Consider the following 23,602-nt stretch of genomic DNA (forward strand, 5'->3'; position numbering starts at 1 on the left):
ATACTAATTGAAGTTTTAATAAAAGTGCCAAATGAATGGCACCTAATAATTACTTGTCTAATGCTTTTTTGTGCTTCGCTATTTTTAGCCCAAAGAGAAGTCGCAATACCTTAACTCGTTTGATAATCAACTCATAGGTGAGCAGGCAGCTGATCCCCGTGAATAGAATCAACAGTATGAACTGAGCAAAGATTGGTATGGCCAATGGAAAAATGAGTAATGAGCCAAGGTATAAGGCGGCCATGTGTATGATGTAGACAGGGTATACGGCTTCGCTTAGATAACTCAATGCTTTGCTCGGTTTGTTTAAATAGGCAAAGCCAATTCCTAATACAGCAAAGACCCATAAATTCGACTCAACTGATTTGAGGTAGTTTGGTCCCATTAGCTCGAAATTGAAAAGCCTGTATAAGTACATGCCGAAGGCAAGGGTAAGGAATACCCATTTCCACTTGATAAGCGTTTTTGTAAAGGTTTCTCCAGCATAGATGAAACAGTACCCAAAGAAAAAAGCGAGAAACCCGATAAATAGGCCATGAGAGTTCATAGCATAGGTCTCAAAACTCATTGGGTTAATCACTATGGATTCAATGACAAAGGGAATGATTACCACCAATAGCCCCAAGGGGTTCTTGAAAAGTGATACTAGCAGTTTGTGAAACTTACCGCCCTCATTTCTCTTTAGGTAATAGAAGAAAGGCGAAAGAACCACCACATACATCAAAATATTACCGAGGAACCATAGGTGTGCAGGGTTAGCTTCATAAGACAATGGAAGCTCATAATGAGTTTGCCAAACTAGAAAGTGGAGCGGAACGATGGCGACAATTCCGAATACATATGGAATTAGAATGCGCTGTCCTCGTTCTTTCATGAGTTGGCTCCAACTCCGCTTACGCATGGCAAAGGCTACTCCCATTCCCGATACAAAAAAGAGCAGGGGAATACGCCAAACGTTGAGTGCCGACATCGGTATCCAGATAGAGTCCATAGGCTCATCGCTCAAAATAAAACCAATAAGTCCTCCCCAAGATTGAAAGCCAATGGCGATATGGTAAATGAGAAGAAGACCAATGGCAATAACTCTTAGCCAGTCGATATCATACCTTCTCTGGTAGTCTGTCGTATTGATCTCCATTACCCTTGATAGTTAGTAATAAGAGCTACTATTTCTTTTCGTGCCTTTTCAATCTCGACATAGTCAAGCTTGAGACCCAATGGTGCTAATTCACGCTTCATTTGGTCATAGATTGGCTTTACTTGCTCAAAGGGTGCTTGGGCAGATTCGAGAGCAGTACTACCGTAGCTATTTCGCGTATTGATGTCAACACCATTTTCAAGCAAAGCTCTTACGATTTCTGTTCTTCCGAAAAAAGCCGCTGAATGTAAAGGCGTTGATCCATCGGCCGTAGTCACTGATAAATCTGCCCCTCCTTCTATAAGTGCTTTGGCGATTTCAGTCTTTCCAAAAGTGATAGCGATGTTCAGGGCGGTTGAACCAAAATCATCCTTTTGATTTAAATCAGTTCCAGCCTTTATATGTTGCTCTATCAAGTTTAGCTTTCCGGTAAAGGCTGCTTCAAAGAGTGTTTGCCTTGGTGCACTGACTACTTCTTCTTCGTTATTTCCCTTCTTCTCACTGTTGCATGACTGGAGAGAAAAGCCAATTGTTAATAGTAAAATAGCTACTATAGCTTTTAAAAAATTTGTCTTTTTGTATTTCATGATAAACGTGTTTGAGTTCTATTTTTTCTGATAATACAAAGGTCCTCAAATGTTTCTGGGTGGGCTATATTGGAATGTTGCGGATTATATCAGCTATGCTAAAAACTTAGAAATTATGACCTTTGGCTATAAACTATGACGCAAACACTGGATTAGCACTAATTTTAAGGGGTTTGGAATTGGTAACTATCCTGCTCTTTTTTGTATAGTTATTAAATGTGCAAACTGACGATATGTCAAACTTCTTAAACATAGAGAGCGACTTTCTCGATAGGACCATTTCAACGATTGAAGAGAACCTGTCCGATCAAGATTTTGGCGTTTCTGAATTGGCAGAAAGTTTGGACATGAGCCGCTCTAACCTACTCCGAAAGGTTCAGAAACTGACGAACCTTTCCGTTAGTGTTTTGATCAGGCAAACCCGATTGCATCATGCACAGGATTTTTTAAGAAGCGATGAGTTTACGGTCTCCGAGGTTTCCTACAAAGTCGGATTCAACAGTGTATCCTACTTCACAAAATGCTATCGAGAGCATTATGGCTATCCTCCAGGTGAGGAAAAGTCAAGGTTTCTAGCATCGAAATCAGAAGCTACGGTAGGTGACACACGAAATAAAAGCTCAAAAAAGTGGCTTTGGCCCATTGCAATAGTTTGTGCAGTTGTACTGACCATTATCTTTTTCCCAAACCAGAAGCCAGCTGAAAATCGCAATCAGGAGAAATCGATAGCCGTTCTGCCTTTTAAAAATGATAGTAACGATTCCAGCAATATCTACTTTGTTAATGGTATGATGGAAGCGGTGCTGAATAATTTACAGAAGATTGAAAACCTCAGAGTTATCAGTAGAACCTCAGTAGAGAGTTATCGCGATAAGGCAGTATCAATTGCTGAAATAGCCGATAAACTTGATGCCGATTATATTGTGGAAGGAAGCGGTCAAAAAGTAGGGGATGAAATCCTGTTAACGATCCAACTGATCGAGGCGCCAAAAGATGATCATCTCTGGTCGCAGCAGTATCAAAGGTTATCCAATAACGTGTTCGACCTTCAGGCAGAGGTTGCTAAGGATATTGCCCAACAGATTGAGGTTTATATCTCACCCGATGAAATAAGACGGATCGAAAAATTACCTACCGAAAATGCTTTGGCCTATGATTACTTTCTCAGAGGCTTGGCCATTATGAACAAACTCTTTGGTGCCGATCTATACCAGGCTTTGGAATACTTTGAAAAGTCAGTCGAAGAAGATCCTAATTTTGCCCTTGGCTATGCCAATATGGCGATTTGCTACTATTACATAGACCTTTATGCAGCTCAGAAACAGTTTACCAAACAACTCAATGAGCTTTCAGATCGGTCCCTTTTCCTGGACCCCGAACTTTTTGCTAGCCAAGTGGCTAAAGGCCTTTTTTACATGCAAGATGCTCAGTATCCTCTGGCAGTGGAATACTTTGAAAAGGCCTTGACCTATAGCCCAAGTTCGGTGAGCGCTAATAATTTCTTGTCTGAGATTTATAATGTGTACATGCCTAACACAAGAAGGTATTTGACCCATGCACTAAAAGTCTTTAAGCTTGATAGAACGAATGCCGACTCTACAATGACGAGTATTTCGTTTTTGCATCTTAGCAATGCTTTAGCGCAGACTGGTTTTTTCGATGAGGCAGAAATTATTGTGAAGAGATCAATCAGCTTGGACAGTACGAATCTATTTTCACAGTATTTATATCCATACATCAAAATGGCTCAGGGCAATGATTTGCCCACAACGGTCGATCTATTGAAAGATGTTTTGAGAAAGGACACTACGCGTCTTGATATCATCCAAGAGGTAGCCAAGGTCTATTACACCATGGAAAAGTATGAGGAGGCTGCATATTTCTACGATATATTCAACACCATCAAAAAGACTTATGGTCTTAGCATCTTTGAAGGTGAAGCATTAAAAATTGCCTTTGTTTACGACCAACTCGGCCGGGAAGAGGAGGCGAAAGAACAAATAGAGACTTATTATGAGTTTGCTCAAAATGACAATTCCATCTACAAAGACTTAATCATGTCGAGCTACTATGCTTATTTGGGAGATGTCGAAAAGGCTATCGAATACCTAAAGAAATTCTCGGAGCAACGCGATTACTATTATTGGTTGGTAATGTTGATGAAGGATGACCCTATTATGAAGCGACTAGAGGTACATCCTGACTATGCACCGACTATGCAGAAAATCGATGATCAGTTTTGGGAGAGCCATAGGGAAATCAGAAAAATGCTCGAGAAAGAAGGCTTACTCGATAGTCGGAATCTTAGAAAAGCCTCTTCTTACTGATCAAAAATGCTACTTCTCTACATTCAATACCATTACCGGAAGTTCCGAATGGTTCACTACATATTCAGTTATATCACCTCTTAAGATGCGCTGCAATTGATTGGGTTGAAAGGATAGCAATAATATCATATCTGCCCCATAGTGCATAGAGGCTCTGAGGATTCCCTTTTTTCGACTCTTATCAGAGACTACCTTAAAATCACAATTTTCAAAATTATGCTTGTTCTGAAAAGAAGCAATGCGCTTATCTAATTCATAGCTTGTACTAAAAAAGGAGGGCGTATTGATATGCAGGAACTCCAGACGCGCATCGAAAAACTGCTGGATCTCTTTCAACTGATGAGCGGACTGTTCATAGTTATTTGTAAAATCGGTCGGTACCAGAATCTTTTTTATTCGTCTGTCCTGCGAGGGGTTATTAACAACCAGCACAGGTTTCTTCGCTAATCTGACGATACGCTCGTTGTGATTGATACCGAAAGCGCTATCGATTTTGTATTCCGTATGCCCTCCTACAATCAAAAGGTCGTAATTCTCATTGTGAATGTGCTCAGCCACTTTATCGGGTAAGTCGTCTACTTTTAGCCTGAGCTTTAAGTCAAAATTTTCCGATTTGTACTCATTGGTCAACCGCTCTAGACGTAGTTGATTGCTTTGCAGAATATCCTGAAGGAATTGTTTCCCACTGCTCCCAAGGCTTTCATATTCACCCGCCTCGTTCATTTGGACGGATAACGCTGCCTGTACAATATGGAAAACATCAACCTCACCTTTAGATATTTCGGCTATTTGACAGGCCATCTCCAGAGAGTGACGAGATTTTTGAGAAAAATCTACAGGAACGAGAATCTGATTGAACATACAAACCTTAGTTACAAATAATGACTAGGAATCAATTTCGATTTCTTTGACCACATTACCAACAATTGGCAAATAGCCTATTGGTTTATTAAGAGGCAGAGCGTCATGGGAAGCGGTATAATTTCCTTAATTTCAGATATTACATCATTTCATCAGGCATTTAGTCTAGTGTGTCAAAAAGTAAATGGTCAAAAACACTCAATCCTAATTACTGTTAGCTGGTCTTAGAAAGAGGTGGGTCTTTAAGAAGTAGGCCGAATACTCCGGAGGCTTTTCACAACGGGTTAACAATCTCCTAGACTGCTTCTGTGTATTGAATTCAATGCACCGCTAAACTTAAAAATGAGACACTATGAAAATTGCCGTATTATCCAGAAATCCACAATTGTATTCTACGAGTCGCTTGGTTGAAGCCATTACCGCAAAAGGGCATGAAGCTCTCGTGATAGACCACTTGAAATGTGATATTATTATGGATGAAGTAGGACCGTCCATCCACTACAAAGGAGAGCAGTTGACAGATATAGATGCCGTCATTCCAAGAATTGGAGCTTCAGTCACTTTCTATGGTACAGCCGTGGTTAGACAATTCGAGATGATGAATGTTTTTTCTGCTGTCGAATCATTGGCCATTACCAGATCGAGAGATAAATTAAGGAGTCTTCAAATCCTCTCCAGTGTAGGTGTGAGAATGCCTAAAACAGCTTTTACAAACTTTGCGAAGGGAGAAAATAAGGTACTTAAGCATATCGGAAGTGCTCCTGTAGTCATCAAACTCCTTGAGGGTACTCAGGGTTTAGGCGTTGTGCTAGCGGAGACTGATAAGGCTGCTACTTCTGTGGTAGAGGCGTTTGAAAGCCTTAAAACTCGCGTAATTTTACAGCAGTTCATTGCAGAAGCAGGAGGGGCAGACATAAGGGCATTTGTGGTCAATGGAGAAGTTGTCGGATCTATGAAAAGACAAGGCAAAGAAGGTGAGTTTCGCTCTAACCTTCACAGAGGAGGTCACGCCAATATTATTAAATTGTCAAGGGCAGAAAAATCGACTGCCTTGCTTGCTGCAAAAAGTATGGGTTTAGCAATTGCTGGTGTAGACATGCTACAATCAAAATCTGGTCCTATGGTGTTGGAAGTTAATTCTTCGCCAGGTCTGGAGGGCATTGAAAAAGCCACGAATGTTGATATTGCGGGTAAAATAGTTGACTTTATAGAAGTGTCTGCCAAGAAAAAGAGACGAAGAAATAAGGCCTAAGAAATTCATATGATCATCAATAACGTAGAGACCTTACCTGGTCAAACAAATAGAATAACAGTCAATGTAGCCAAGCTACCCTCTCACTCACCCATTGATATTTCTATTACCATTGCGCGAGCAGAAAAGCCTGGTCCCGTATTGTTGTTATCTGCGGGCTTACATGGCGATGAAATCAACGGGATTGAAACAGTAAGAAGAATCATCGATCAAGATATCCATATACCAGAGATCGGAACGGTCATTTGTATTCCTATCATTAATATTTATGGCTTCATTCACTTTTCAAGATCCTTACCTGATGGAAAAGATATGAATAGGTCGTTTCCAGGAAATAAAAATGGATCTTTGGCTTCAAGAGTTGCTTATTATTTGATGCGAGATATCGTTCCTATGATAGACTATGGAGTAGATTTTCATACGGGCGGTGCCGATCGGACTAACTACCCTCAAGTAAGATGTTTGACCAAAGATCCTATCAATGCCGACTTGGCTAAAGCTTTTCATGCCCCTTTCACTTTGAACTCACCCTATCGACCAAAATCTTTCAGGCAATCTGCTGCCAAGCTTGGTAAAAAGATACTAGTCTTTGAAGGAGGTGAGTCAGGCCGATTTGATGAATTTGCGATTCAGGAAGGTATCAATGGAACACAACGATTGATGCATCACTTAGGCATGGCGGCTAAGCCAATGACTGATCCTGGTTATGAGAACAAGATGATCAACCATTCCTCTTGGGTTAGAGCAAGGTCATCAGGCCTTTTCCAGACTTTAGTACAGAGCGGAGAGTATGTAAAAAAGAATCAATTGGTGGGTCATATTACCGATCCTTTTGGAGAATTCAGTGTAGCCTTAAAAGCGCCTTCGGAAGGGTACATTATTGGATTACAGAATAACCCAATTCTGCATATGGGAGATGCAGTCATGCATATTGGTAGAACAACTATTGATTAGTCACTAGACGATTGATAACAGAGTGAGAACTTCCTTTCTGAAATATTTTCTATCAATTCTAACTGTTCTTTGCTGCACAGACCTCACTGGTCAAACGGCAATAGAAGCTTTGAGGGCTAAAATGCACGCTAAGACAGTCTCAGCTGCTCAGTCGGTAGAGGCAATTCAAAGAAATAAGGATTCACTTTACTTTAAACCCAAAACCAGTATTGAAGAACTCGCTATTCTCGAGTTGAAAAATACCATTGAATCAATGGCCAAACGCTATAGGTTTAACGGTGAGGTATTGGTGTGTCAGAGCAATCGCATTTTGACGCATTCTTCATTTGGCTTTGCCAACCCTTTCCAAAAAGAGAACTTAGAAAAAGGCTACAGGTTTCAGTTGGCATCGATCAGCAAGCAGTTTACGGCAGTAGCTATCTTAGAGTTGATTGCCAAAGGCAAACTCTCATTAGATGATTCTTTTTCTCAATACTTTCCTGAATTCAAATTTAAAGAGATCACCATTGAGCATTTGCTTACACATGGATCGGGTTTGCCAGACTATTTTTGGTATTTAGAAAATACCTGGAAGTCTGATTTGGGGCCGAAAAATGAAGATATCATACCATTGATTAATCGATACATTTCGTCTACAGATTTTGCACCTGGTACCGATCATGCTTATTCAAATACTGGATATGCTTTACTAGCACTCTTAGTAGAGGACATTACAGGTACACCATTTAAGGACTATATGTCAAGGCAATACTTTAAACCTCTGAATATGACTAAAACCAGTTTTGTACGTGGTGGTTTAACGTTGACGGGATACGATAGGGATAGTGTTACAAAACTATATCTGCCGATTCAATCCAGCCTGTCTAATGCAGTTTTTGGAGACAAGGGCATTTATTCCTCGGCTTGGGACTTGAACCGGTGGTTCATCGCGCTGAAGGAAGGGAGAATACTGAATCAAAAATGGATAGACCTTATGTTCTATCCTAAAGACTTTGAGAAGACTTCAAAAAGCTACGGTATGGGTTTTAAGCTTGAGTGGTCAAAATTCAGACTATTGAAAGTTTTCCATAATGGTTTATGGGAAGGCTTTCGAAACGGGATCGCCTACTTTCCCAAGAAGGATTTACAAATCATTGTGCTTAGTCATACTTCCGTTGTGGGAAAGAATATTTTTGAGGAACAAATTCATGAGGCCGCGTTGAAAGCGATCGATAAGTTGCCTCCTGTGGAAGCCAAAGTAATCCCAAAAAGATAAAGAGATGTTGAACAAGGTTATTGACATTTCGGGAAGACCAATAAGTACAAGGTTAGTGTTCATTTTGAGTCTGATGATATTAGCCACTTTTATGTCAAGGGCTCAAAAGAACAATGATGCCAATATGCTTACGTGGTACCAATATAAAGGAGATGTAGACTTGGGTAATCGTTTCTCGGTTGTCTTGGATTTTCAGCACCGAAGGCAAGACTTTGTCAATTACAGCAGTCAGCAAGTGCTGAGACCTGGGCTGGCATATACCTTAAAGTCTGATGTGAAATTTACCTTGGGTACTGCTGTTTTCTGGCATAATATCAATGGAGAAAACCCTGTTTATAGACCTGAAGTAAGGCCTTATACTTTTGCTGAATGGAAACAACCATTGGGCAAAATTCAAGTGACGCACCGTTTTCGTTTTGAGCTGAGATACAATCGAAAAACTGCGGGTAGTGAAGTGCTGAGCGGTTATAATTTTAATTATCGAGCAGGGCATAAATTGGGTCTTGCCATACCGATTCAAAGTGAAAAGATTGATGATTTGAAGCTGGAAGTATATGATGAGGTACTAATCAATTTCGGGGAGAGAATTACAAGAAACTATCTAGATCAGAATAGAATCTATGCAGGAATTAAAGGAAGGTTAACGGCTAAATCTACTTTCAAGCTTGGCTATATGTATATATTCGTTCCTTCCGGTAGTTCTATCGACTTTGTGACGCAACACATTTTAGTGTTGGGGATCGGGCATAGATGGTAAAAATTCGATAAGGCTTTGTGTAGAACACAAATTGGAATCACTAAATTTCCACTATGGATATAGAGCAAATTATAGTCGATCTCGAAAAATGGTTCGCAGATCATTTGGTCACTTTACTCATCTCCCTTGGGGTTGTCGTTCTTTATCTGATAAGTAGAAAAGTTATCAGAACTTTAGTTATCAGACATGGTGAAAAGCATGGTTTTGATAAGTCAAGAATGCTCTATATCAAGAAAATCACAGGTCTGGCGAATACCTTGTTATTCGGTGCTTTGTTAGGAGTTACTTGGGAAATTTCCCTTTCTGGTCTGTCATTTTATTTTGCCAGTATTTTCACAGTAGTAGGTGTGGCGTTGTTCGCCCACTGGTCCATTTTAAGTAACCTTACTGCCTCTGTTGTGTTGTTTTTCTTCTTTCCGTACAAGATAGGTTCTTACATCCGCATACAGGATGGTGATAACTCTGTAGAAGGATTGATTGTAGATATCAAAATGTTCTACATCCATGTAGAATTGGAAGATGGTCGTATGGCAGCTTATCCTAATAACCTTGCCATTCAGAAACCATCGTTTCAAAAGAAGGCCTAGCCTAAATCCACTTTTTCCGTTTGAAATAGTAGAGCATACCTAAGGCAACGGTAATCATGACGCCCCAGAAAATCGGATAGGCATAATGGTATTGCAGCTCCGGTAAATATTCGAAGTTGGTTCCATAGATACCAGCAATGAAGGTCAAAGGAATGAAGACCACCGAAAAGATGGTGAGTACTTTCATTACATCATTCAATCGATTAGATACCGTAGTTTGGTAAATATTCAATTGGTCAGATAGAATATCACTGTATGTTTCTACTGACTCAGCTGTGAGGCTGGCCAGCCCTTCAAGGTCTTTCAAAAAAGGTTGTGTTCTTTTATGAATTAAGGCAGAGTCAGATTTACTAAAGTGGATACAAGCCTCGCGTGCTGGTCGAATGACTTTTCGGAGATAGCTCATCTCTCGTTTATAATCGGTTATTTTTAGAATCGTATCCGAGGAGGCATCGCTTCCTAAAATTTGACTTTCAAGATGTTCAATTTTATCTCCAAAACGCTCGATGATATGGATATAGTGGTCTATTACCGTATCTAACATGACATAACACAAATAGTCAGCACCTCTTTCGCGAATCTTTGCACCTTCCTTACGTAGTCTATTCCTAATAGGGTCAAAGACATCTCCAAGCTCTTCTTGAAAAGTTAAAATATAGTTCTTGCCAACAACGAAGGTGAGTTGTTCCGAATCAACATAGTCTCGTACTTTATCATATTTCAACATCTTAACTGCTATGAAGAAATAATCGTCATAATCAGTAAATGTGGGTCGCTGACCCGTGTTCAGAACATCCTCGATGAGTAAATTATGTAGGTCAAAATGACCGCCTATTTCGGTAATAAGTTCTTCATTATGTAGCCCGCAAACGTTAATCCAGGATACTGTTCCACTATCTTTTAATCCTTCTAAGGCCGTTTCATTTTCAAAATGCTTTTCAGAAATCGCTTTATTGGTATAGTCAATAAGGTGAATAGAGGTTTCCTTGAGGCGCTGCTTGCCGATAAACACCGGTGTACCAGGTGCAGCACCAATTTTCTTAGATCTATCTTTTAAAAATCTTGCCATAGGGACTTTGAATGGGCATGGATGAATTAGGTCAATATAGAAATATCCATTGATATAGCCTTTTTCCAGAGTTTATGAATTATCGGAAATATTCGATTGCAGTTCATTAGATTTTTTCCCTGTGATGACTCGTTTGTCTCTACTGAGACGAGAAGAAACCTTAATCCAAAAAGGGCTTAATAGTAGTGTCAGCGATATTACAGAAATAATGACCTGATAAGCAAAGTCAGCAATGATTCCGCTACCATAAGCTAAAGCACCAAGTACGAAACTGAACTCTCCAATTTGGGAGAGTAACGCGCCAAGGTAAAAACTCTCACCCCAAGGTATTTTGTACATTCTGGCCGTTAAGGCGGTGATTAGATTATTGGTAATAAAGACCACGCCAACAAGAAGACTGATTAAACCGATGTTGTTCCAAATAAACTCTAAGTCGATTAGGAGTCCGACAGAAATAAAGAACAAGGCCAAAAAGATAACCTTGAGAGGGTATAAGCTATGATGAAAGCATTCGGTGGTCTTAGAAGAGGCTACCAGCATACCAGCAACAAAGGCCCCTAAGGCAGTTGATAAACCGAAGAAACCGGTGATAGCAGCAAAGCCAAAACATAGGCCGAAGGCAAAGAAAACCTGAATCTCATGATCATTTTTTAGGAGCTTGTCAAAGGGCAGCTTAATCTCGCCCTTTTTATATAACCATATGACAAATAGTATAATAAGCAGAGCTCCTACTGATTGTAAGACCACATCTTTGGCGTGAATTTCACCACCGGACATATAGCCTAATATGATCATCATTGGTACAATGAGAACGTCTTGAACCAGTAGAATACCGAGTGCGTTTTGCCCAACTCTGGTTTCCATTTCATTTCTTTCTTCCAAGATTCTAAGCACTACTGCCGTGCTACTCAGACTGATTACAAACCCAAGAGTAACCACACGCGCCAAGGGCCAGTCAAGGAAGTAGCCAATGATCCATATGGCAAAAACACTGGCCAAAATTTGGATAAGCGTACCCGTCAATGAAAACTTCCAGTTTGCAATAAGCTTAGGTAGAGAAATCTCCATACCTATAAAGAATAGTAGAAGAACCAGCCCTAAAGAACCTAGTTGATCGATGAGGCTGCTGTCACCTGCGATATTGGTGACGGAAGGGCCCAATATTACCCCAGTGATGATATAAATGATCACATGAGGTTGTTTAATTAGCCTCAGAAGAAACCCAATACCAACTACTCCAAGTGAAATGATTACAAATTTCATTAAGAACGGATTGCTCTCAGTGGATAGCAGTATTGTGAGATTGTGAAAGTACATGCTTGAATTTAACATATCTTTTTATGCTTTTTTGATGGGCTCTAAGTAACCAAATGAATTGGGCATGTATAATACCCCAACGCTCAAATGATTGGTGTTATCCATACATAAGATGCTTGTAGTTTCTTAAGATTTGAGGAAATGTGTTTGCATAGCATAACCTCCCTTTCAAGGGTCAAAACTGTCAGTAGAGATAAATCAGATTTCTTAGCCCATTTTTTGTCGTAACTCAATATGGCATTGCCTGAATTATCAGGTCTTTTTTAACCATTGAAGAGCCTATGAAAATGAAATTCAAACTGGTTGTGGTCATTACCATCATGACGTTATACAATGGCTTGGCGCAAGATCAGGAGAACAATCTTGTTCATCTCCTAAACCATACCGTTGGCGGCAAATGGATTTCAACAAATGAAAAGAACAGCGGGAAGCCTGAAGACTTTCGAAGTTTTATGATGGAGTTTGCTCAAATGGCCGATGAACAATCCGTTTGGGGCGACATTATCGGAATTAAGAACAACGGAGACACCCTTCATTTGATGGAGGTTTGGAATTTTATCAACCCAGCAAAGAAAGAAATTCTACTAGTCCAGAGAACTTCATGGGGAGAGACCAGCATTGGCAACATTGTGCCTTATGAAGGCAAACATCTGGATATTCAATTTAAATCTACCACCGCTCAAGGTCAGGAGTATTTTGTAAGAGACATTCACTATGTCATAGGCGAAGATGAAATGAAAGCAGAGACTTTTCAGAAAATGGCATTGAATGACAAGTGGGTGGCAACAGGGACATCAACATGGAAGAGAATTAAATAATGAATAGTATGAAACAAAGTGTAAATAGACTACTCAAAATGTGCTTGGTACTGCTGATTTTTCAAGGCATAGCGATAGCACAAGAAAAGGAAAGTCCGCTTGAACCTTTGGCCTTCTATATTGGAGAGTGGGGTCCACCAAGCAACGATGACTTTTTGAAAGCCAATCCACAATACAAGGATCTAAGAGTAATTTCATTCAAGTGGGGCCAGAATAAAAAAGTGATTTGGTCCACGACAGGGATCGCTACACCAGGGGCTGAAAAGACCAATTCGGAGGGCATCATTACATTTAACCCACTCAATGAGAAATTGGTATGGTTAGAATACCAACATGAAAATGAGATCCTATTTGAGGGAGAATACACCGTCTTGGCAGATGGAAATATACAGAGAACGTATGCCGTTTATTATCCCGAAGGTTATACCCAAATTCCATATCCCGAGCTAGAAGGATGGGTACGAAACTTTAGAGAAACCTTCGTCCGTGTTTCAGACGATTTGATCGATTGGAAAACTGAAGCACTGGTTAGAGGCAAGTGGCAAATGCATGGACCAAAAGGCAAAAAATTTCAGGCCGAACGTAAGAAGTAGATAACGGCAAATTCAATGCAAAGAGACTGTCTTATGCCTTATACTTGGCTAAATGGCTGATGACTCCTTCTCTGTAGTTCGCTCCAATGGGTATCTCCTGAATGCCCACATCTAAATCTCTACTAGTATAGCTGCGTACTTTTTTAAGGTTTACAATGTAGGACTTATGAGCTCTTTTGAACTGGGGGTCAGGTAAGACCCCTTCTAAATGACTAAGCTTCTGATAACAAATCAGCGTTCGTTTGTCGCAATAGACCTTAACATAATTACTCAGACCCTGTATATAGCAGATTTCACTCAGATAGACCTGTACCATTTTGGAGTTTACCTTCAAGTAAATGTACGGGGCAGACTCTTTGGTAATTTTATCAACCAACAAAACGCGATTGAGTGCTATCAGAAATCGTTCCTGTGAAATTGGCTTGAGCAAATAATCCACTACGTCAATTTCAAAGGCGTCAATTGCATATTCCCTGTGGGCAGTGGTCACAATCACCTTAGGAGGGTTCGCTAAGCTTTTGATAAAGGCTAAACCATCGATGTGAGGCATTTGGATGTCAAGAAATATCAAGTCAATCGCTTTAGATTGGAGAAGGGAATTCGCCTCAACAGCATTGATGCATTTGCCAACTATCTGAATTTGATCAAAAGGTGCCAAATACCTTTCAATAATTTCCTGGGCGATCGGTTCGTCATCAATGATGAGGCAATTTATACTCATAGCGTTTCCTTTAGTAGTAGCCTTACATGATACTCTTGTCCTACATGCTGGCAACTGAGTTCATGCTTTTCGGGGAAGAGTAAGTCTAATCTTTTACTGACATTCTTAATCCCCAGGCCTTTATTTTCAGAGGTTTCGCGATCAAGCTCAAAAACCTTGTTTCTCACTTCGAAATCAAGGATTTCATTATCGCAACTCACTTTAATGCTCAGCCATCCATCTTTTGAGGCCGTATTAACACCGTGTTTGAAAGCATTTTCAACAAAGGGTAGCAAGATGAGCGGAGGGATCTTTATAAAGTCCGTATCTCCTTCCACCTGAATGTCCACCTCAAACCGATTTCCAAATCTAATTTGCTCTAGGGCTACATAACTTTCTATTTGCTCGAGCTCTTTTGAAACCGTCACTGCAGCTTTGTCCGCTTCATACAAAATATAGCTCATCAGTTCCGAAAGTCTCAAGACTACTTCCGGTGTCTTTTCAGATTTGTTCAATGCCAGTCCGTATAAACTATTAAGGGTATTGAAGAAGAAGTGAGGGTTTATCTGTGACCTTAAGTAATTGAGCTCAGCTGCTAGTTTTTCTTTCTCAAATGATTCAGCTTTTTGTTCAGCGCTTTTCCACTTGGTCAGGACAGTGAGGCCTATCAAAAACATAAATGGAATCAGAATGATGATACCTCCCTGAACGAAGTTGACCAAACCCCAGAATTGGCTTGGCTCTTCAAAACCTAACACGGCCACTTCTACATAAGCATACATCACTACCCTGTGGATCAAACTACCCAAGAGCAATGAAATCAGGGTATAGGATATATACTTGGGGTAGTTGCTTTGGAGTAAGTACTTAGGCAGAAGCCAGGAGTAGTTGATATATACCACAACAAGCCTACCGGGTAGAAAGCCCAATTCGAGATAAAAGCCTCTTCGAAATTCTTCAGAATAGGCACCTTCAATAAAAGTGAAGATGAGGGTGTTAAAAACCCAAAAAAGAACATGAAGCGCTAATTCCTTCTTATTTCTCACAGCCAAGGATAACTATTTTAAACCATATTCCTTCATGCGTTGCAAGACTCTGGTTTTTTCAGACTCACTGGTAGCCTTCGTAAGGGCGCTATTGAAAAACGCTTTTGTCTTCTCTAAATCACCAAGCCAACCGTAACAAATGGCCCTTCGAAAATCTACTTGGTAGTTAGTCGGATAATTGTCTTCCGCTATACTGAGCACTTCAAGGGCTTTTTCGGGACTATTGTGATGTCCAACTGTCTCAGCAGCAACAAATATCATGTCGTTGACATCGCCCAGTTGTTTGGCTAGGCTCAAAGCCTCTTCAGACGCTTCTTTTTGACCAAGTGATGCGAGAATTCTCGACTTGATGAATACATTTTCAAACCTTTCCTCTATCCTAATGGACAGATTGATCCATTGTAAGGCCTCTTCAAGGTTGACATCATGAAGCCAACAGAAAAGTGCTGCTTCTCGGGAACCTCGCCAAGTAAATCTTGGAAGGGTTCTCAACTCATCTCTAATGACGGCCAAGGTTGTGGCCGTTTCATCCACCTCAATCTCCAGTCGTACTTTGAGGCCTGCCCATGACATAAAAAGATCTGTGGTATTTTCATTTTTTAAGTCAAACCCGTAATGCAGGTATTCGCGAAAAGGAGCTTTCTCCGTGTTGACTTCAATTCTGAGCAAATCTTCTGTCGCTTGATAATAGAAGCTACCCCATTGCGTATGGTTTTTAGAAAGAATAATGATGAATTTGTCGGCTTCTGGAATCATATGGAGACCATATTTACCAGCTGGTACCGCTGATCCGTTGACCTTAACAGCATCCATAAAGGTGATTACGGTAGACTCTTCGGCACCCGCTCGCCATACTTGCCCAAAGGGAATAAGCCCTCCCCAAATGACCCTGTTGCGTACCCCCGGTTGATGATACATTACTGAAATGGTCGTAATCCCAATTTCCTGAGATACTTGAGCTCGCTTGCTACTCTTGGGATAAGTAATGTTGTCATGTTTGATAACATCTCTGAACTCCCACTGAGCATTCAGCGATACGCTGAAGAGCATGAATAGTGGTAAAAGAAATGCGATGAACTTGGGGGGAGCAAAGGAATAAGGAGTCTTCATATGGCAGAGTTTCTAAGGGTCAGCAGATAAAAAGTCGTTTTCGGTATTGTGAGGATCGTTAATCCTCACGAGACAATGTGGTGTTGGGTTAAGGTTTTATTCCAACTGATAGAAATTCTATGTGAAACTGCTGTGTGGCCATCTAATGATCTTAATGCACCTATTTCAGGTGTTGAATTGACAGAACTGAGTAGTGCTTGAAAATTTTTCAAACTATTTACTCAACAAAAGTGAAAATAATTATTACTTTTACTTTCGTTAAGTAAATGTATTTCTTATGTCTGATCACTCACTTGGAGAATTTGAAGAGCTCGTTTTGCTGATGGTTGCGGCCTATAACCGTGAGGCCTATGGCGTGCTTATTCTTGAAAACCTAGAAGAAAAGCTCAGTAGAAAAGTCAATATCAGTGCAGTGCACATGGCTTTGAAGCGGATTGAGAAAAAGGGCTTTGTTGAGTCGTCTTATGGCGGTATTACGAACGAGCGAGGTGGTAGGCGAAAGAAGTATTATGCAATAACGGCCCTAGGAAAGAAGACACTCGATCGACAGTATGAATTGAGAACTAGTATTTACAAGCAAATCCCTAATATTTCATTTGGTCAATGAAACCTCAGCCACCAAAGCGTTCACTCAAATTTCTACGATGGTTTTGTAGAGAAGACTACTTGGAGGAAGTAGAGGGAGATCTTGTGGAGCTCTTTGAAAAGCGTTTTGAAGTCGCTCCATCAAAAGCAAGAAGGGCATTTACCTGGAGTGTTATCAAATACTTCAGGCCAGCATTTATAAAGTCATTTCAAAAATTCAACAACTCAAATACAACATCCATGTTTAAAAACTACCTGAAGGTTTCCTGGAGAAACCTAAAACGTCAACCTTTTTTTACTGCCCTCAATACCTTTGGCCTAGCCATAGGAATGGCAGGCGCTCTACTCATTTCGCTTTTCATATTTGATGAGCTGAGCTATGATAAAATGTTTGCCGATGCCGATCGGATTTACAGAGCAAACATTGATAATAAGATTGCTGGTGAGACGAACAAGTATGCCGCAGTCTCTGGTCCTTTAGCCGAAGTCATGAAAAGGGATTATCCTCACTTAGAGACGATAACCAGGTTCAAGCATACCGGCAGCAAGCTCATCCGACAACTGAATGCCGATCAAAATGTGAAAGAAGACAATGTAGTCGGGGCGGACCCCGCTTTCTTCAATATGTTTGGTCTGGACCTGATCATTGGGGATAAACGATCGGCATTGGCAGAAGCCAATTCTCTTGTGCTCTCACGTTCGGCTGCAGAAAAGCACTTCGGTTTGAATAATGCGCTCGGTCAGCAAATGCTACTGGACAATGATGAGGTTTACATTGTAACGGGGGTAATAGAGGATTTACCAAAGAACTCATTCCTCAAAGATTATGGTCTGTTTTTGTCTATTACAAGCTTCGATGATCATGATAGCCCAGCCTGGAACGACTGGAATTACCCAACCTTTATCAAGCTGAAAGAAGGAGCGCTCGAATCAGATCTTCAAGACTATCTGGCCACTGTGAAGGACAGGTACCTGCTGCCTTGGGCCATGAAGTCATTTCCTGGGTTGACCATGGAAAGCGTCAAAGAGCAAGAGGAATCTGGAAACTATATGATATTTGATGCCACTGCATTGACAGATGTGCATTTGAAGTCTCCAAACCTTTCGGGTGATTTCAACTTAAATGGAGATATTCAGAACATTTACATACTGTTCTTCATTGGGCTATTTCTAATTCTATTGGCATGTGTCAATTTTATGAATTTGTCCACTGCTCGATCATTGAAAAGGGCTAAGGAGGTTGGGATCAGAAAGACATTAGGGTCTTACCGATCGGCAATAATTGGACAGTTTTTAACGGAGGGAACACTCGTTACCTTTTTTTCCCTGGTTCTTGCGATAGGTATGGCTTCTCTGGCGATGCCTTACTTTAATGCGCTTGCTGGTAAGTCCATGACTTTACCATTTGATCAACTTTCATTCTGGTTAATTCTATTGGGAGCTACGTTGGTTCTTGGACTTTTTTCGGGAAGCTATCCAGCTTTTCTCATGTCCAAATTTTCGCCATTGAAAGGTTTAAAGGGAGCAGAACAGACAGTAGGTGGCGCAAATACTAGAAGACTACTTGTCATCATTCAGTTTGCCGTGTCAGTGTTTCTAATTGCCAGCACTTTGGTCGTTTTTAGGCAGCTTAGCTTTATTCAGGGCAAAGACCTGGGTTTTCAGAAGGATCAGATCTTGGTGTTGAACGATGTGAGTGCAGTGGGAGAACAAGTCGAGACTTTTAAAGAAGAAATCAATCGCCTGGCACAAGTTGAACGCACTTCATTGAGCAGCTACCTGCCCACACCATCGGATAGAAGTGGCGTGACTTATTTTCCCGAGGGAGAAGTCTTCCAAGCCAATTCCGCAATCATTATTGATCAATGGCATATTGATTTTGACTACGTACCAACACTTAACCTTGAGCTAATATCAGGTAGGAATTTCAATAAAGCATTGACGACAGATTCAATGGGTGTCATACTGAATGAATCGGCAGTGAAAATGCTTGGAAAGTCTCCTGAAGAAGTATTAGGAATGAGAATCACGGACGATTTCAGAAACCCGGACGAATCTAAAATGGCTTTCTACACAGTGATTGGCGTAGTGAAGAACTTTCACTTTGAAACCATGAGGAATAATATTGACGCCTTAAGTCTGATTATTGGCAAAAGAGAGGCCAATCGGATGATGGTTAAGCTCAATGCCTCGGATTTTTCAGAGACCATTGAACAAATTGATGACTTATGGGGAGAAATGGCACCTGGACAACCTTTCGATTACTACTTTATGGACGATTCTTTTGATGAGGTATATAAAGCAGAACAACGTTTGGGTAGCATCTTTATCACCTTCACAACGCTTTCCATTTTCATTGCCTGCCTTGGACTTTTCGGTTTGGCGGCTTTCAATGCCGAAAGACGAGCAAAGGAAATTGGTATTCGAAAAGTACTTGGGGCCTCGGTGACACAGATCACCTTGAGACTTTCTTCAGAGTTTTTGAAGCTGGTAAGCATAGGCATTCTCGTTTCAATACCGCTTGCCTGGTTTGCCATGGACCGCTGGTTACAAGATTTTACCTATAGAGTAGAAATGGGTTGGGTAGTATTTGTCATTGCAGCGGCTACAGCTGTGCTGATATCCATATTAACGGTTAGTCATCAGAGTATGAAGGCGGCTTTGAGCAACCCTGTTAAGTCTTTAAGGTCTGAGTAAATTAAAGGGAGCCTCTCTGTGAGAGGCTCTTTCTTGTTATTGGCAACCAGTGGACCCCGAAAATGTATCAAGACTTACGTTCTCGTATATCACGCGCAAATCTGCTACACTCCCTGATGCTGCCGTGTAGATATTGAACCCTACCTGTAATGTGGGTGGAAGATCGGGTCGGTCATAGGTAGCAGCCAGATTCCAGGTATTGGCACCAACAGCTCTTTGGTACAGGCGGAAAGTCGATCCGTCACGACAGATTCTAAGTTCATGATCAGTGGCTCCATCAGAGATCGGCTCAAAGGGGGAAGCACTGTTGTTCGTGTTTTTTGTCTCATAGCCGAGCCCTTGAGGGGTATTTCCTGAGACAATGTGAACATAGTCTTCGCCTGATCTGTTATCGGCACTTCGGGCCATCAGACCCCCAAGACATATGTTACAGTCAACAGCCGCATTGGCATCGCTGGTTTTTCTCACCGAGACTGTAGCAGTAAATGTAAAATTGCCCGTCACATTTTGGTAAGCAAGTCCGCCCTGGTTACCCTCAAACCAAAGGGCATTTTGAGCCATGGTAAGGTTGAGCCTGGTGTCTGTGTTTTCCGAAATGCCTACAGCCATCGGATTGAACAGATCCCAGTTTGCTGAAAATGCCGTAGTGGTTTGGGTGGCGGCTCCAGTGAAATCGATGTTATTCTGCGCTGAGCCATTGACATTTACTGTCCGACCGACAGGATTAAACGCAAAACCATCCTTGGATGGAATTACGGTATAAGCGCCATTCTCAACCTCCAGACTGTAGCTGCCACTTTGGGATGTATTGATAGTGGTAGAACCGATATCAACCGTGGCTGCACTTTGAATGCCAGAGAGAGCTCCTGAAATAACGATTGAATCGGGATCGGGAGTTTCTGAATCATCGCTCCCGCTAGAACAGGCTACGAGTAGAAGAAATGTCAATAGGTAAATGCTCTTTTTCATACACTTAATGCCTTAGTGTGAGAATAAAGATGCGAAAAATTTAGATAGTTTCTGAGGTGAGGCTCATGCCAACCCAATCTCTAAGTCCTTAATTTTTAGGCGGTTATTACTTATCGTCTAACTGAATTTCACCATCAAGCTGAAGGGCTACTACTGTCACCTGGGCATCTAATGCAGCTTCAGGTACTTCGAAATAGAGTAGCCCGGCTTTATTGCTCCAGTAGGGTTTGTTATGCACCTGTTGACTGAGTTTTGTGCCCTGCCCGACTACACGGATACGATTGACTTTGTTCTTCAGACCTCGGATCACAATGGGTCCATTAGGTTTATGTGCTAGAAATACATAAAGCGTTTTCTTGTCCTTCGATAGTGTGGTTGGACCATAGAAGTAGTCCAACGGAATGCCTGCTTGAGTTCCGTAAATGGCTTCTTTATGTTTATTCGTCCACCTGCCGAGTTCTGTGAGAATTGCTGCTTGTTCTTCTGGAATAGTGCCATCCGCTTTAGGTCCGATATCCAAGAGTAAGTTTCCCCCGAGCCTAAGACAATCAACGAATATGCGGATGATCTGATTGGGCGTTTTATAGTTAGTGTCATTGTGTTGAAAGCCCCATGAGTCATTCATGGTCATGCACAATTCCCAGAAAGGGCTTTCTGGCTTCATTAGCGGAACGCCTTGTTCTGGCGTGGCATAGTCCCCGTTTTCACTTAGCCGAGCATTGATAATTGTATTGGGGTTTTTAGCCAGGAGCATCGCTCTGGTTTCTTTGGCTTTCCACTCTTCCGCCTTGTGTTCCCAATCACCATCGAACCACCAGAGGTCTGGGTTGTAAGCCTCGGATAACTCACTCAATTGTCCTTGATAATAGGAGAGGAAGTTCTCCCAACGTTCGGGCTCGTCAGCAATTTTGTATCGTTTTTCCGTATTGGTAAAATGTGTATACAAGTCACTTGACCAATCGGGAAGGGAGTAATAAAGACCAACTTTCAGGTTTTCCTTTCGAATTGCTTTGACAAATGGAGTGATTAAATCTTTACCAGCCTTTGAGTGTTTCACAGCATTGAAATTTCCCAATGCAGTATTCCAAAGCGAAAAACCATCGTGGTGCTTTGTCGTGATTACAGCATACTGTACTCCGCTAGACTTAATCAGTTTTGCCCATTCTTTTGGCTTGTAGTTTTCTGCTCCAAAGCCTTCCGCCTGTTTGATATAGTCTTCATGTGAGATATAACCATTGTAAAAAGACCATGATTCGTCTATGCCATTGACGGCATAAATTCCCCAGTGAATAAAGATACCCAGTTTCGCATCGCCAAACCATTCCATTTTCTTTTCTTCAGAGTTTCCTTGAGCATAGCTGAGTGAGGGCAGGATTAAGCCTAATGCAATGAATAATGAGAATGACTGTTTGAATAGTTGTCTAATGGAGCGTGCCATGTCTGAATTTAAGGACTTATTTCAAATTGCTATTCGTGGATAGTCATGAGGTAGTTTCATTTTGATACATCTTAAGATTTTGTACCTTAAAAATTCGCATCATCAGCGTGGTTAATGAAGGAAACGAGCAGTGATATCATCAAGGAAAAATTAAAAGCCCAAACCGCGTTTTTCAAAACTGGTTCGACTCGATCGGTCGAAAGTCGAAAGAGGTCCTTGAAGAAACTTAGAGTTGCCATTTTATCACAGCAAGATGTCATTGCTAAGGCATTGTTTAATGACTTGAGAAAGTCGCCTCAAGAAGCCTTCATCACTGAGATTGGCCTTGTAATTAAAGAAATAGACCTTCACCTTAAGAAATTAGGAAAATGGTCTAAAGCCAAGAGCGTTCGAACACCATTATACCTTCTTCCATCATCCAGCTATTTGAAGCATGAACCCAGAGGAGTTGTGCTCATTGTTGCTCCATGGAATTATCCCTTTCAGTTAATTATGACACCCCTTATTGGGGCTATTTCAGCGGGGAATTGCGTTATGCTTAAGCCATCAGAATTTTCTCCTAACACCAATGCTGCAATGGAGGATATTATAAGGGAAGTCTTTGAACCTGGCCATGTAACGATGGTTCATGGGGGTAAGCCCACCAATCAAGCCTTATTCTCCGAAAAGTTTGATATGATCTTCTTTACCGGCAGTACAATGTTAGGTAAGGTCGTTGCCAAAGCCGCGGCAGAGACGCTAACACCGACAGTTCTGGAGCTTGGAGGAAAAAGTCCTTGTATTGTTGATGAAAGCGCTGACTTGGATGTAGCAGCAAAGAAGATTGCTTGGGGAAAGACTGTGAACCTTGGTCAGACCTGTATTGCTCCAGATTATCTTTTGGTGCATGAAAGTATTAAGACGGAATTGACTTCCAAGATCATCAAAAATTGGCAGGAGTTTTTTGGCAGCGATCCACAGCAGAGTGAATTTCTTCCTAGAATGATCACGTCAGCTGCCTTCGACCGAGTATCAGGTTATTTGAGCCAGGGGAAAGTGATTTACGGAGGTGAAAGCGATAGAGATAACAAGTACATCAGCCCAACTTTGATGGAAGATGTCGACTTGGATGGTACCATAATGAGTGATGAGATTTTTGGCCCCATCTTGCCTTTAATTACTTATTCGAATATCAATGAAGCCATTGACTTTGTGAATAGTAAAGACCAACCGCTGGCCTACTATTACTTTGGAAAAAGCTCGAATGCCAAGAGCCTCCTTAATGAGAATACCTCAGGAGGAGTTTGTATCAATGATGTCCTCATACACATTTCTAATCACACACTGCCTTTTGGTGGTGTGGGTCCAAGTGGTATTGGGCGTTACCATGGTAAATTTAGTTTTGAGGCCTTTTCAAATGCTAGGGCTATTATGAAATCCCCAACTTGGATAGATGTTCCTTTCCGATACCCTCCCTTCAAATATTTTTCCATTGTTAAACGGATTCTGTCCTAGGTAATTTGCTTGACTTTTGAATCCACAGAGAAGGTATTGCTTGGGATA

General features: G+C 41.2%; 21 protein-coding genes. 11 read left to right on the forward strand and 10 right to left on the reverse strand.

Annotated elements, in window-relative coordinates; genetic code table 11:
* Positions 1–49: 49 nt before the first annotated feature.
* Together BFP97_RS15945 and BFP97_RS15950 are read right to left on the reverse strand one after the other, a co-directional pair.
* On the reverse strand, positions 50–1,138 hold the full coding sequence (locus BFP97_RS15945) for an acyltransferase family protein (protein WP_069843377.1): 1,089 nt from the start codon (positions 1,136–1,138) through the stop codon (positions 50–52).
* Positions 1,138–1,725 (reverse strand): ankyrin repeat domain-containing protein, encoded by a 588-nt coding sequence (locus tag BFP97_RS15950; protein ID WP_069843378.1) that lies wholly within the window; start codon positions 1,723–1,725, stop codon positions 1,138–1,140. Before BFP97_RS15950 ends, BFP97_RS15945 begins: the two co-directional genes overlap by 1 nt.
* A gap of 233 nt (positions 1,726–1,958) precedes the next feature.
* On the opposite strand from BFP97_RS15950, the gene BFP97_RS15955 reads away from it, so the two are divergent.
* The gene (locus BFP97_RS15955) at positions 1,959–4,052 is read left to right on the forward strand and encodes a helix-turn-helix domain-containing protein (protein WP_069843379.1); all 2,094 of its coding nucleotides are present in this window, start codon (positions 1,959–1,961) and stop codon (positions 4,050–4,052) included.
* Between the two features lie 9 nt (positions 4,053–4,061).
* On the opposite strand, the gene BFP97_RS15960 is transcribed toward BFP97_RS15955, so the two are convergent.
* Positions 4,062–4,913: a universal stress protein gene (locus BFP97_RS15960; protein WP_069843380.1), complete on the reverse strand. Its 852-nt coding sequence runs from the start codon at positions 4,911–4,913 to the stop codon at positions 4,062–4,064.
* Positions 4,914–5,265: 352 nt separating this feature from the next.
* On the opposite strand from BFP97_RS15960, the gene rimK reads away from it, so the two are divergent.
* The 5 genes from rimK to BFP97_RS15985 all read left to right on the forward strand — a co-directional run bounded on the left by rimK (position 5,266) and on the right by BFP97_RS15985 (position 9,718).
* Entirely contained in the window at positions 5,266–6,165 is a 900-nt protein-coding gene (gene rimK / locus BFP97_RS15965; RefSeq protein WP_069843381.1) for a 30S ribosomal protein S6--L-glutamate ligase, read from the forward strand.
* A 9-nt stretch (positions 6,166–6,174) separates the two neighbouring features.
* Positions 6,175–7,119, forward strand: coding sequence for a succinylglutamate desuccinylase/aspartoacylase family protein (locus BFP97_RS15970; RefSeq protein ID WP_069843382.1), 945 nt, complete (start codon positions 6,175–6,177; stop codon positions 7,117–7,119).
* A 121-nt stretch (positions 7,120–7,240) separates the two neighbouring features.
* Positions 7,241–8,374, forward strand: coding sequence for a serine hydrolase domain-containing protein (locus tag BFP97_RS15975; protein WP_069843383.1), 1,134 nt, complete (start codon positions 7,241–7,243; stop codon positions 8,372–8,374).
* 4 nt (positions 8,375–8,378) lie between these two features.
* Positions 8,379–9,131, forward strand: a complete 753-nt coding sequence (locus BFP97_RS15980) for a DUF2490 domain-containing protein (protein ID WP_083262612.1) — start codon at positions 8,379–8,381, stop codon at positions 9,129–9,131.
* 53 nt (positions 9,132–9,184) lie between these two features.
* Positions 9,185–9,718 (forward strand): mechanosensitive ion channel family protein, encoded by a 534-nt coding sequence (locus tag BFP97_RS15985; protein ID WP_069843385.1) that lies wholly within the window; start codon positions 9,185–9,187, stop codon positions 9,716–9,718.
* Position 9,719: 1 nt separating this feature from the next.
* On the opposite strand, the gene corA is transcribed toward BFP97_RS15985, so the two are convergent.
* Both corA and BFP97_RS15995 read right to left on the reverse strand, forming a co-directional pair.
* Complete coding sequence (gene corA, locus BFP97_RS15990) at positions 9,720–10,787, reverse strand: magnesium/cobalt transporter CorA (RefSeq protein WP_069843386.1); 1,068 nt, start codon at positions 10,785–10,787, stop codon at positions 9,720–9,722.
* Positions 10,788–10,859: 72 nt separating this feature from the next.
* The gene (locus BFP97_RS15995; protein ID WP_170827486.1) at positions 10,860–12,050 is read right to left on the reverse strand and encodes a cation:proton antiporter; all 1,191 of its coding nucleotides are present in this window, start codon (positions 12,048–12,050) and stop codon (positions 10,860–10,862) included.
* 341 nt (positions 12,051–12,391) lie between these two features.
* Here BFP97_RS15995 and BFP97_RS16000 point away from each other — a divergent pair, with 341 nt between their 5' ends.
* The gene (locus BFP97_RS16000) at positions 12,392–12,922 is read left to right on the forward strand and encodes a hypothetical protein (RefSeq protein WP_139135337.1); all 531 of its coding nucleotides are present in this window, start codon (positions 12,392–12,394) and stop codon (positions 12,920–12,922) included.
* 8 nt (positions 12,923–12,930) lie between these two features.
* Positions 12,931–13,515 carry a hypothetical protein gene (locus tag BFP97_RS16005; RefSeq protein WP_139135338.1) on the forward strand — a complete coding sequence of 195 codons (585 nt, stop codon included), beginning with the start codon at positions 12,931–12,933 and terminating at the stop codon, positions 13,513–13,515.
* A gap of 31 nt (positions 13,516–13,546) precedes the next feature.
* Here BFP97_RS16005 and BFP97_RS16010 read toward each other — a convergent pair whose 3' ends face one another.
* From BFP97_RS16010 to BFP97_RS16020, 3 genes are read right to left on the reverse strand one after another with little or no spacing between them, the layout of a single operon-like run.
* Complete coding sequence (locus tag BFP97_RS16010) at positions 13,547–14,236, reverse strand: LytR/AlgR family response regulator transcription factor (RefSeq protein WP_069843389.1); 690 nt, start codon at positions 14,234–14,236, stop codon at positions 13,547–13,549.
* A complete protein-coding gene (locus tag BFP97_RS16015) occupies positions 14,233–15,261 on the reverse strand; it encodes a sensor histidine kinase (protein ID WP_255399561.1) in 1,029 nt (342 codons plus the stop codon). Before BFP97_RS16015 ends, BFP97_RS16010 begins: the two co-directional genes overlap by 4 nt.
* Before the next feature lie 12 nt (positions 15,262–15,273).
* On the reverse strand, positions 15,274–16,371 hold the full coding sequence (locus tag BFP97_RS16020; RefSeq protein ID WP_069843391.1) for a DUF2911 domain-containing protein: 1,098 nt from the start codon (positions 16,369–16,371) through the stop codon (positions 15,274–15,276).
* A gap of 277 nt (positions 16,372–16,648) precedes the next feature.
* On the opposite strand from BFP97_RS16020, the gene BFP97_RS16025 reads away from it, so the two are divergent.
* Positions 16,649–16,978 (forward strand): PadR family transcriptional regulator, encoded by a 330-nt coding sequence (locus BFP97_RS16025; protein ID WP_069843392.1) that lies wholly within the window; start codon positions 16,649–16,651, stop codon positions 16,976–16,978.
* Complete coding sequence (locus BFP97_RS16030; protein ID WP_221406615.1) at positions 16,975–19,653, forward strand: ABC transporter permease; 2,679 nt, start codon at positions 16,975–16,977, stop codon at positions 19,651–19,653. The genes BFP97_RS16025 and BFP97_RS16030 overlap by 4 nt, the downstream gene beginning before the upstream one ends.
* 36 nt (positions 19,654–19,689) lie before the next feature.
* Here the strand turns inward: BFP97_RS16030 and BFP97_RS16035 are convergent, their stop codons facing one another.
* Both BFP97_RS16035 and BFP97_RS16040 read right to left on the reverse strand, forming a co-directional pair.
* Positions 19,690–20,622, reverse strand: coding sequence for a hypothetical protein (locus BFP97_RS16035; RefSeq protein WP_069843393.1), 933 nt, complete (start codon positions 20,620–20,622; stop codon positions 19,690–19,692).
* A gap of 106 nt (positions 20,623–20,728) precedes the next feature.
* Complete coding sequence (locus tag BFP97_RS16040) at positions 20,729–22,060, reverse strand: alpha-L-fucosidase (protein ID WP_069843394.1); 1,332 nt, start codon at positions 22,058–22,060, stop codon at positions 20,729–20,731.
* 114 nt (positions 22,061–22,174) lie between these two features.
* Here BFP97_RS16040 and BFP97_RS16045 point away from each other — a divergent pair, with 114 nt between their 5' ends.
* Positions 22,175–23,554, forward strand: a complete 1,380-nt coding sequence (locus BFP97_RS16045) for an aldehyde dehydrogenase family protein (protein ID WP_069843395.1) — start codon at positions 22,175–22,177, stop codon at positions 23,552–23,554.
* The last annotated feature ends 48 nt before the right edge of the window (positions 23,555–23,602 follow it).

This window comes from Roseivirga sp. 4D4, from assembly GCF_001747095.1.
Taxonomy (GTDB): Bacteria; Bacteroidota; Bacteroidia; order Cytophagales; family Cyclobacteriaceae; genus Roseivirga.

Coding starts and splice junctions, on each gene's coding strand:
- BFP97_RS15950 (WP_069843378.1), bottom strand. CDS start 1,725: ATGAAATACAAAAAGACAAATTTTTTAAAAGCTATAGTAGCTATTTTA.
- BFP97_RS16035 (WP_069843393.1), bottom strand. CDS start 20,622: ATGAAAAAGAGCATTTACCTATTGACATTTCTTCTACTCGTAGCCTGT.
- BFP97_RS16005 (WP_139135338.1), top strand. CDS start 12,931: ATGAAACAAAGTGTAAATAGACTACTCAAAATGTGCTTGGTACTGCTG.
- BFP97_RS15960 (WP_069843380.1), bottom strand. CDS start 4,913: ATGTTCAATCAGATTCTCGTTCCTGTAGATTTTTCTCAAAAATCTCGT.
- BFP97_RS16010 (WP_069843389.1), bottom strand. CDS start 14,236: ATGAGTATAAATTGCCTCATCATTGATGACGAACCGATCGCCCAGGAA.
- BFP97_RS15995 (WP_170827486.1), bottom strand. CDS start 12,050: ATGAAATTTGTAATCATTTCACTTGGAGTAGTTGGTATTGGGTTTCTT.
- BFP97_RS15945 (WP_069843377.1), bottom strand. CDS start 1,138: ATGGAGATCAATACGACAGACTACCAGAGAAGGTATGATATCGACTGG.
- BFP97_RS16020 (WP_069843391.1), bottom strand. CDS start 16,371: ATGAAGACTCCTTATTCCTTTGCTCCCCCCAAGTTCATCGCATTTCTT.
- BFP97_RS16045 (WP_069843395.1), top strand. CDS start 22,175: ATGAAGGAAACGAGCAGTGATATCATCAAGGAAAAATTAAAAGCCCAA.
- BFP97_RS16000 (WP_139135337.1), top strand. CDS start 12,392: ATGAAATTCAAACTGGTTGTGGTCATTACCATCATGACGTTATACAAT.
- BFP97_RS16025 (WP_069843392.1), top strand. CDS start 16,649: ATGTCTGATCACTCACTTGGAGAATTTGAAGAGCTCGTTTTGCTGATG.
- BFP97_RS15955 (WP_069843379.1), top strand. CDS start 1,959: ATGTCAAACTTCTTAAACATAGAGAGCGACTTTCTCGATAGGACCATT.
- BFP97_RS15975 (WP_069843383.1), top strand. CDS start 7,241: ATGCACGCTAAGACAGTCTCAGCTGCTCAGTCGGTAGAGGCAATTCAA.
- BFP97_RS16030 (WP_221406615.1), top strand. CDS start 16,975: ATGAAACCTCAGCCACCAAAGCGTTCACTCAAATTTCTACGATGGTTT.
- BFP97_RS16040 (WP_069843394.1), bottom strand. CDS start 22,060: ATGGCACGCTCCATTAGACAACTATTCAAACAGTCATTCTCATTATTC.
- BFP97_RS15970 (WP_069843382.1), top strand. CDS start 6,175: ATGATCATCAATAACGTAGAGACCTTACCTGGTCAAACAAATAGAATA.
- BFP97_RS15980 (WP_083262612.1), top strand. CDS start 8,379: ATGTTGAACAAGGTTATTGACATTTCGGGAAGACCAATAAGTACAAGG.
- BFP97_RS15985 (WP_069843385.1), top strand. CDS start 9,185: ATGGATATAGAGCAAATTATAGTCGATCTCGAAAAATGGTTCGCAGAT.
- rimK (WP_069843381.1), top strand. CDS start 5,266: ATGAAAATTGCCGTATTATCCAGAAATCCACAATTGTATTCTACGAGT.
- corA (WP_069843386.1), bottom strand. CDS start 10,787: ATGGCAAGATTTTTAAAAGATAGATCTAAGAAAATTGGTGCTGCACCT.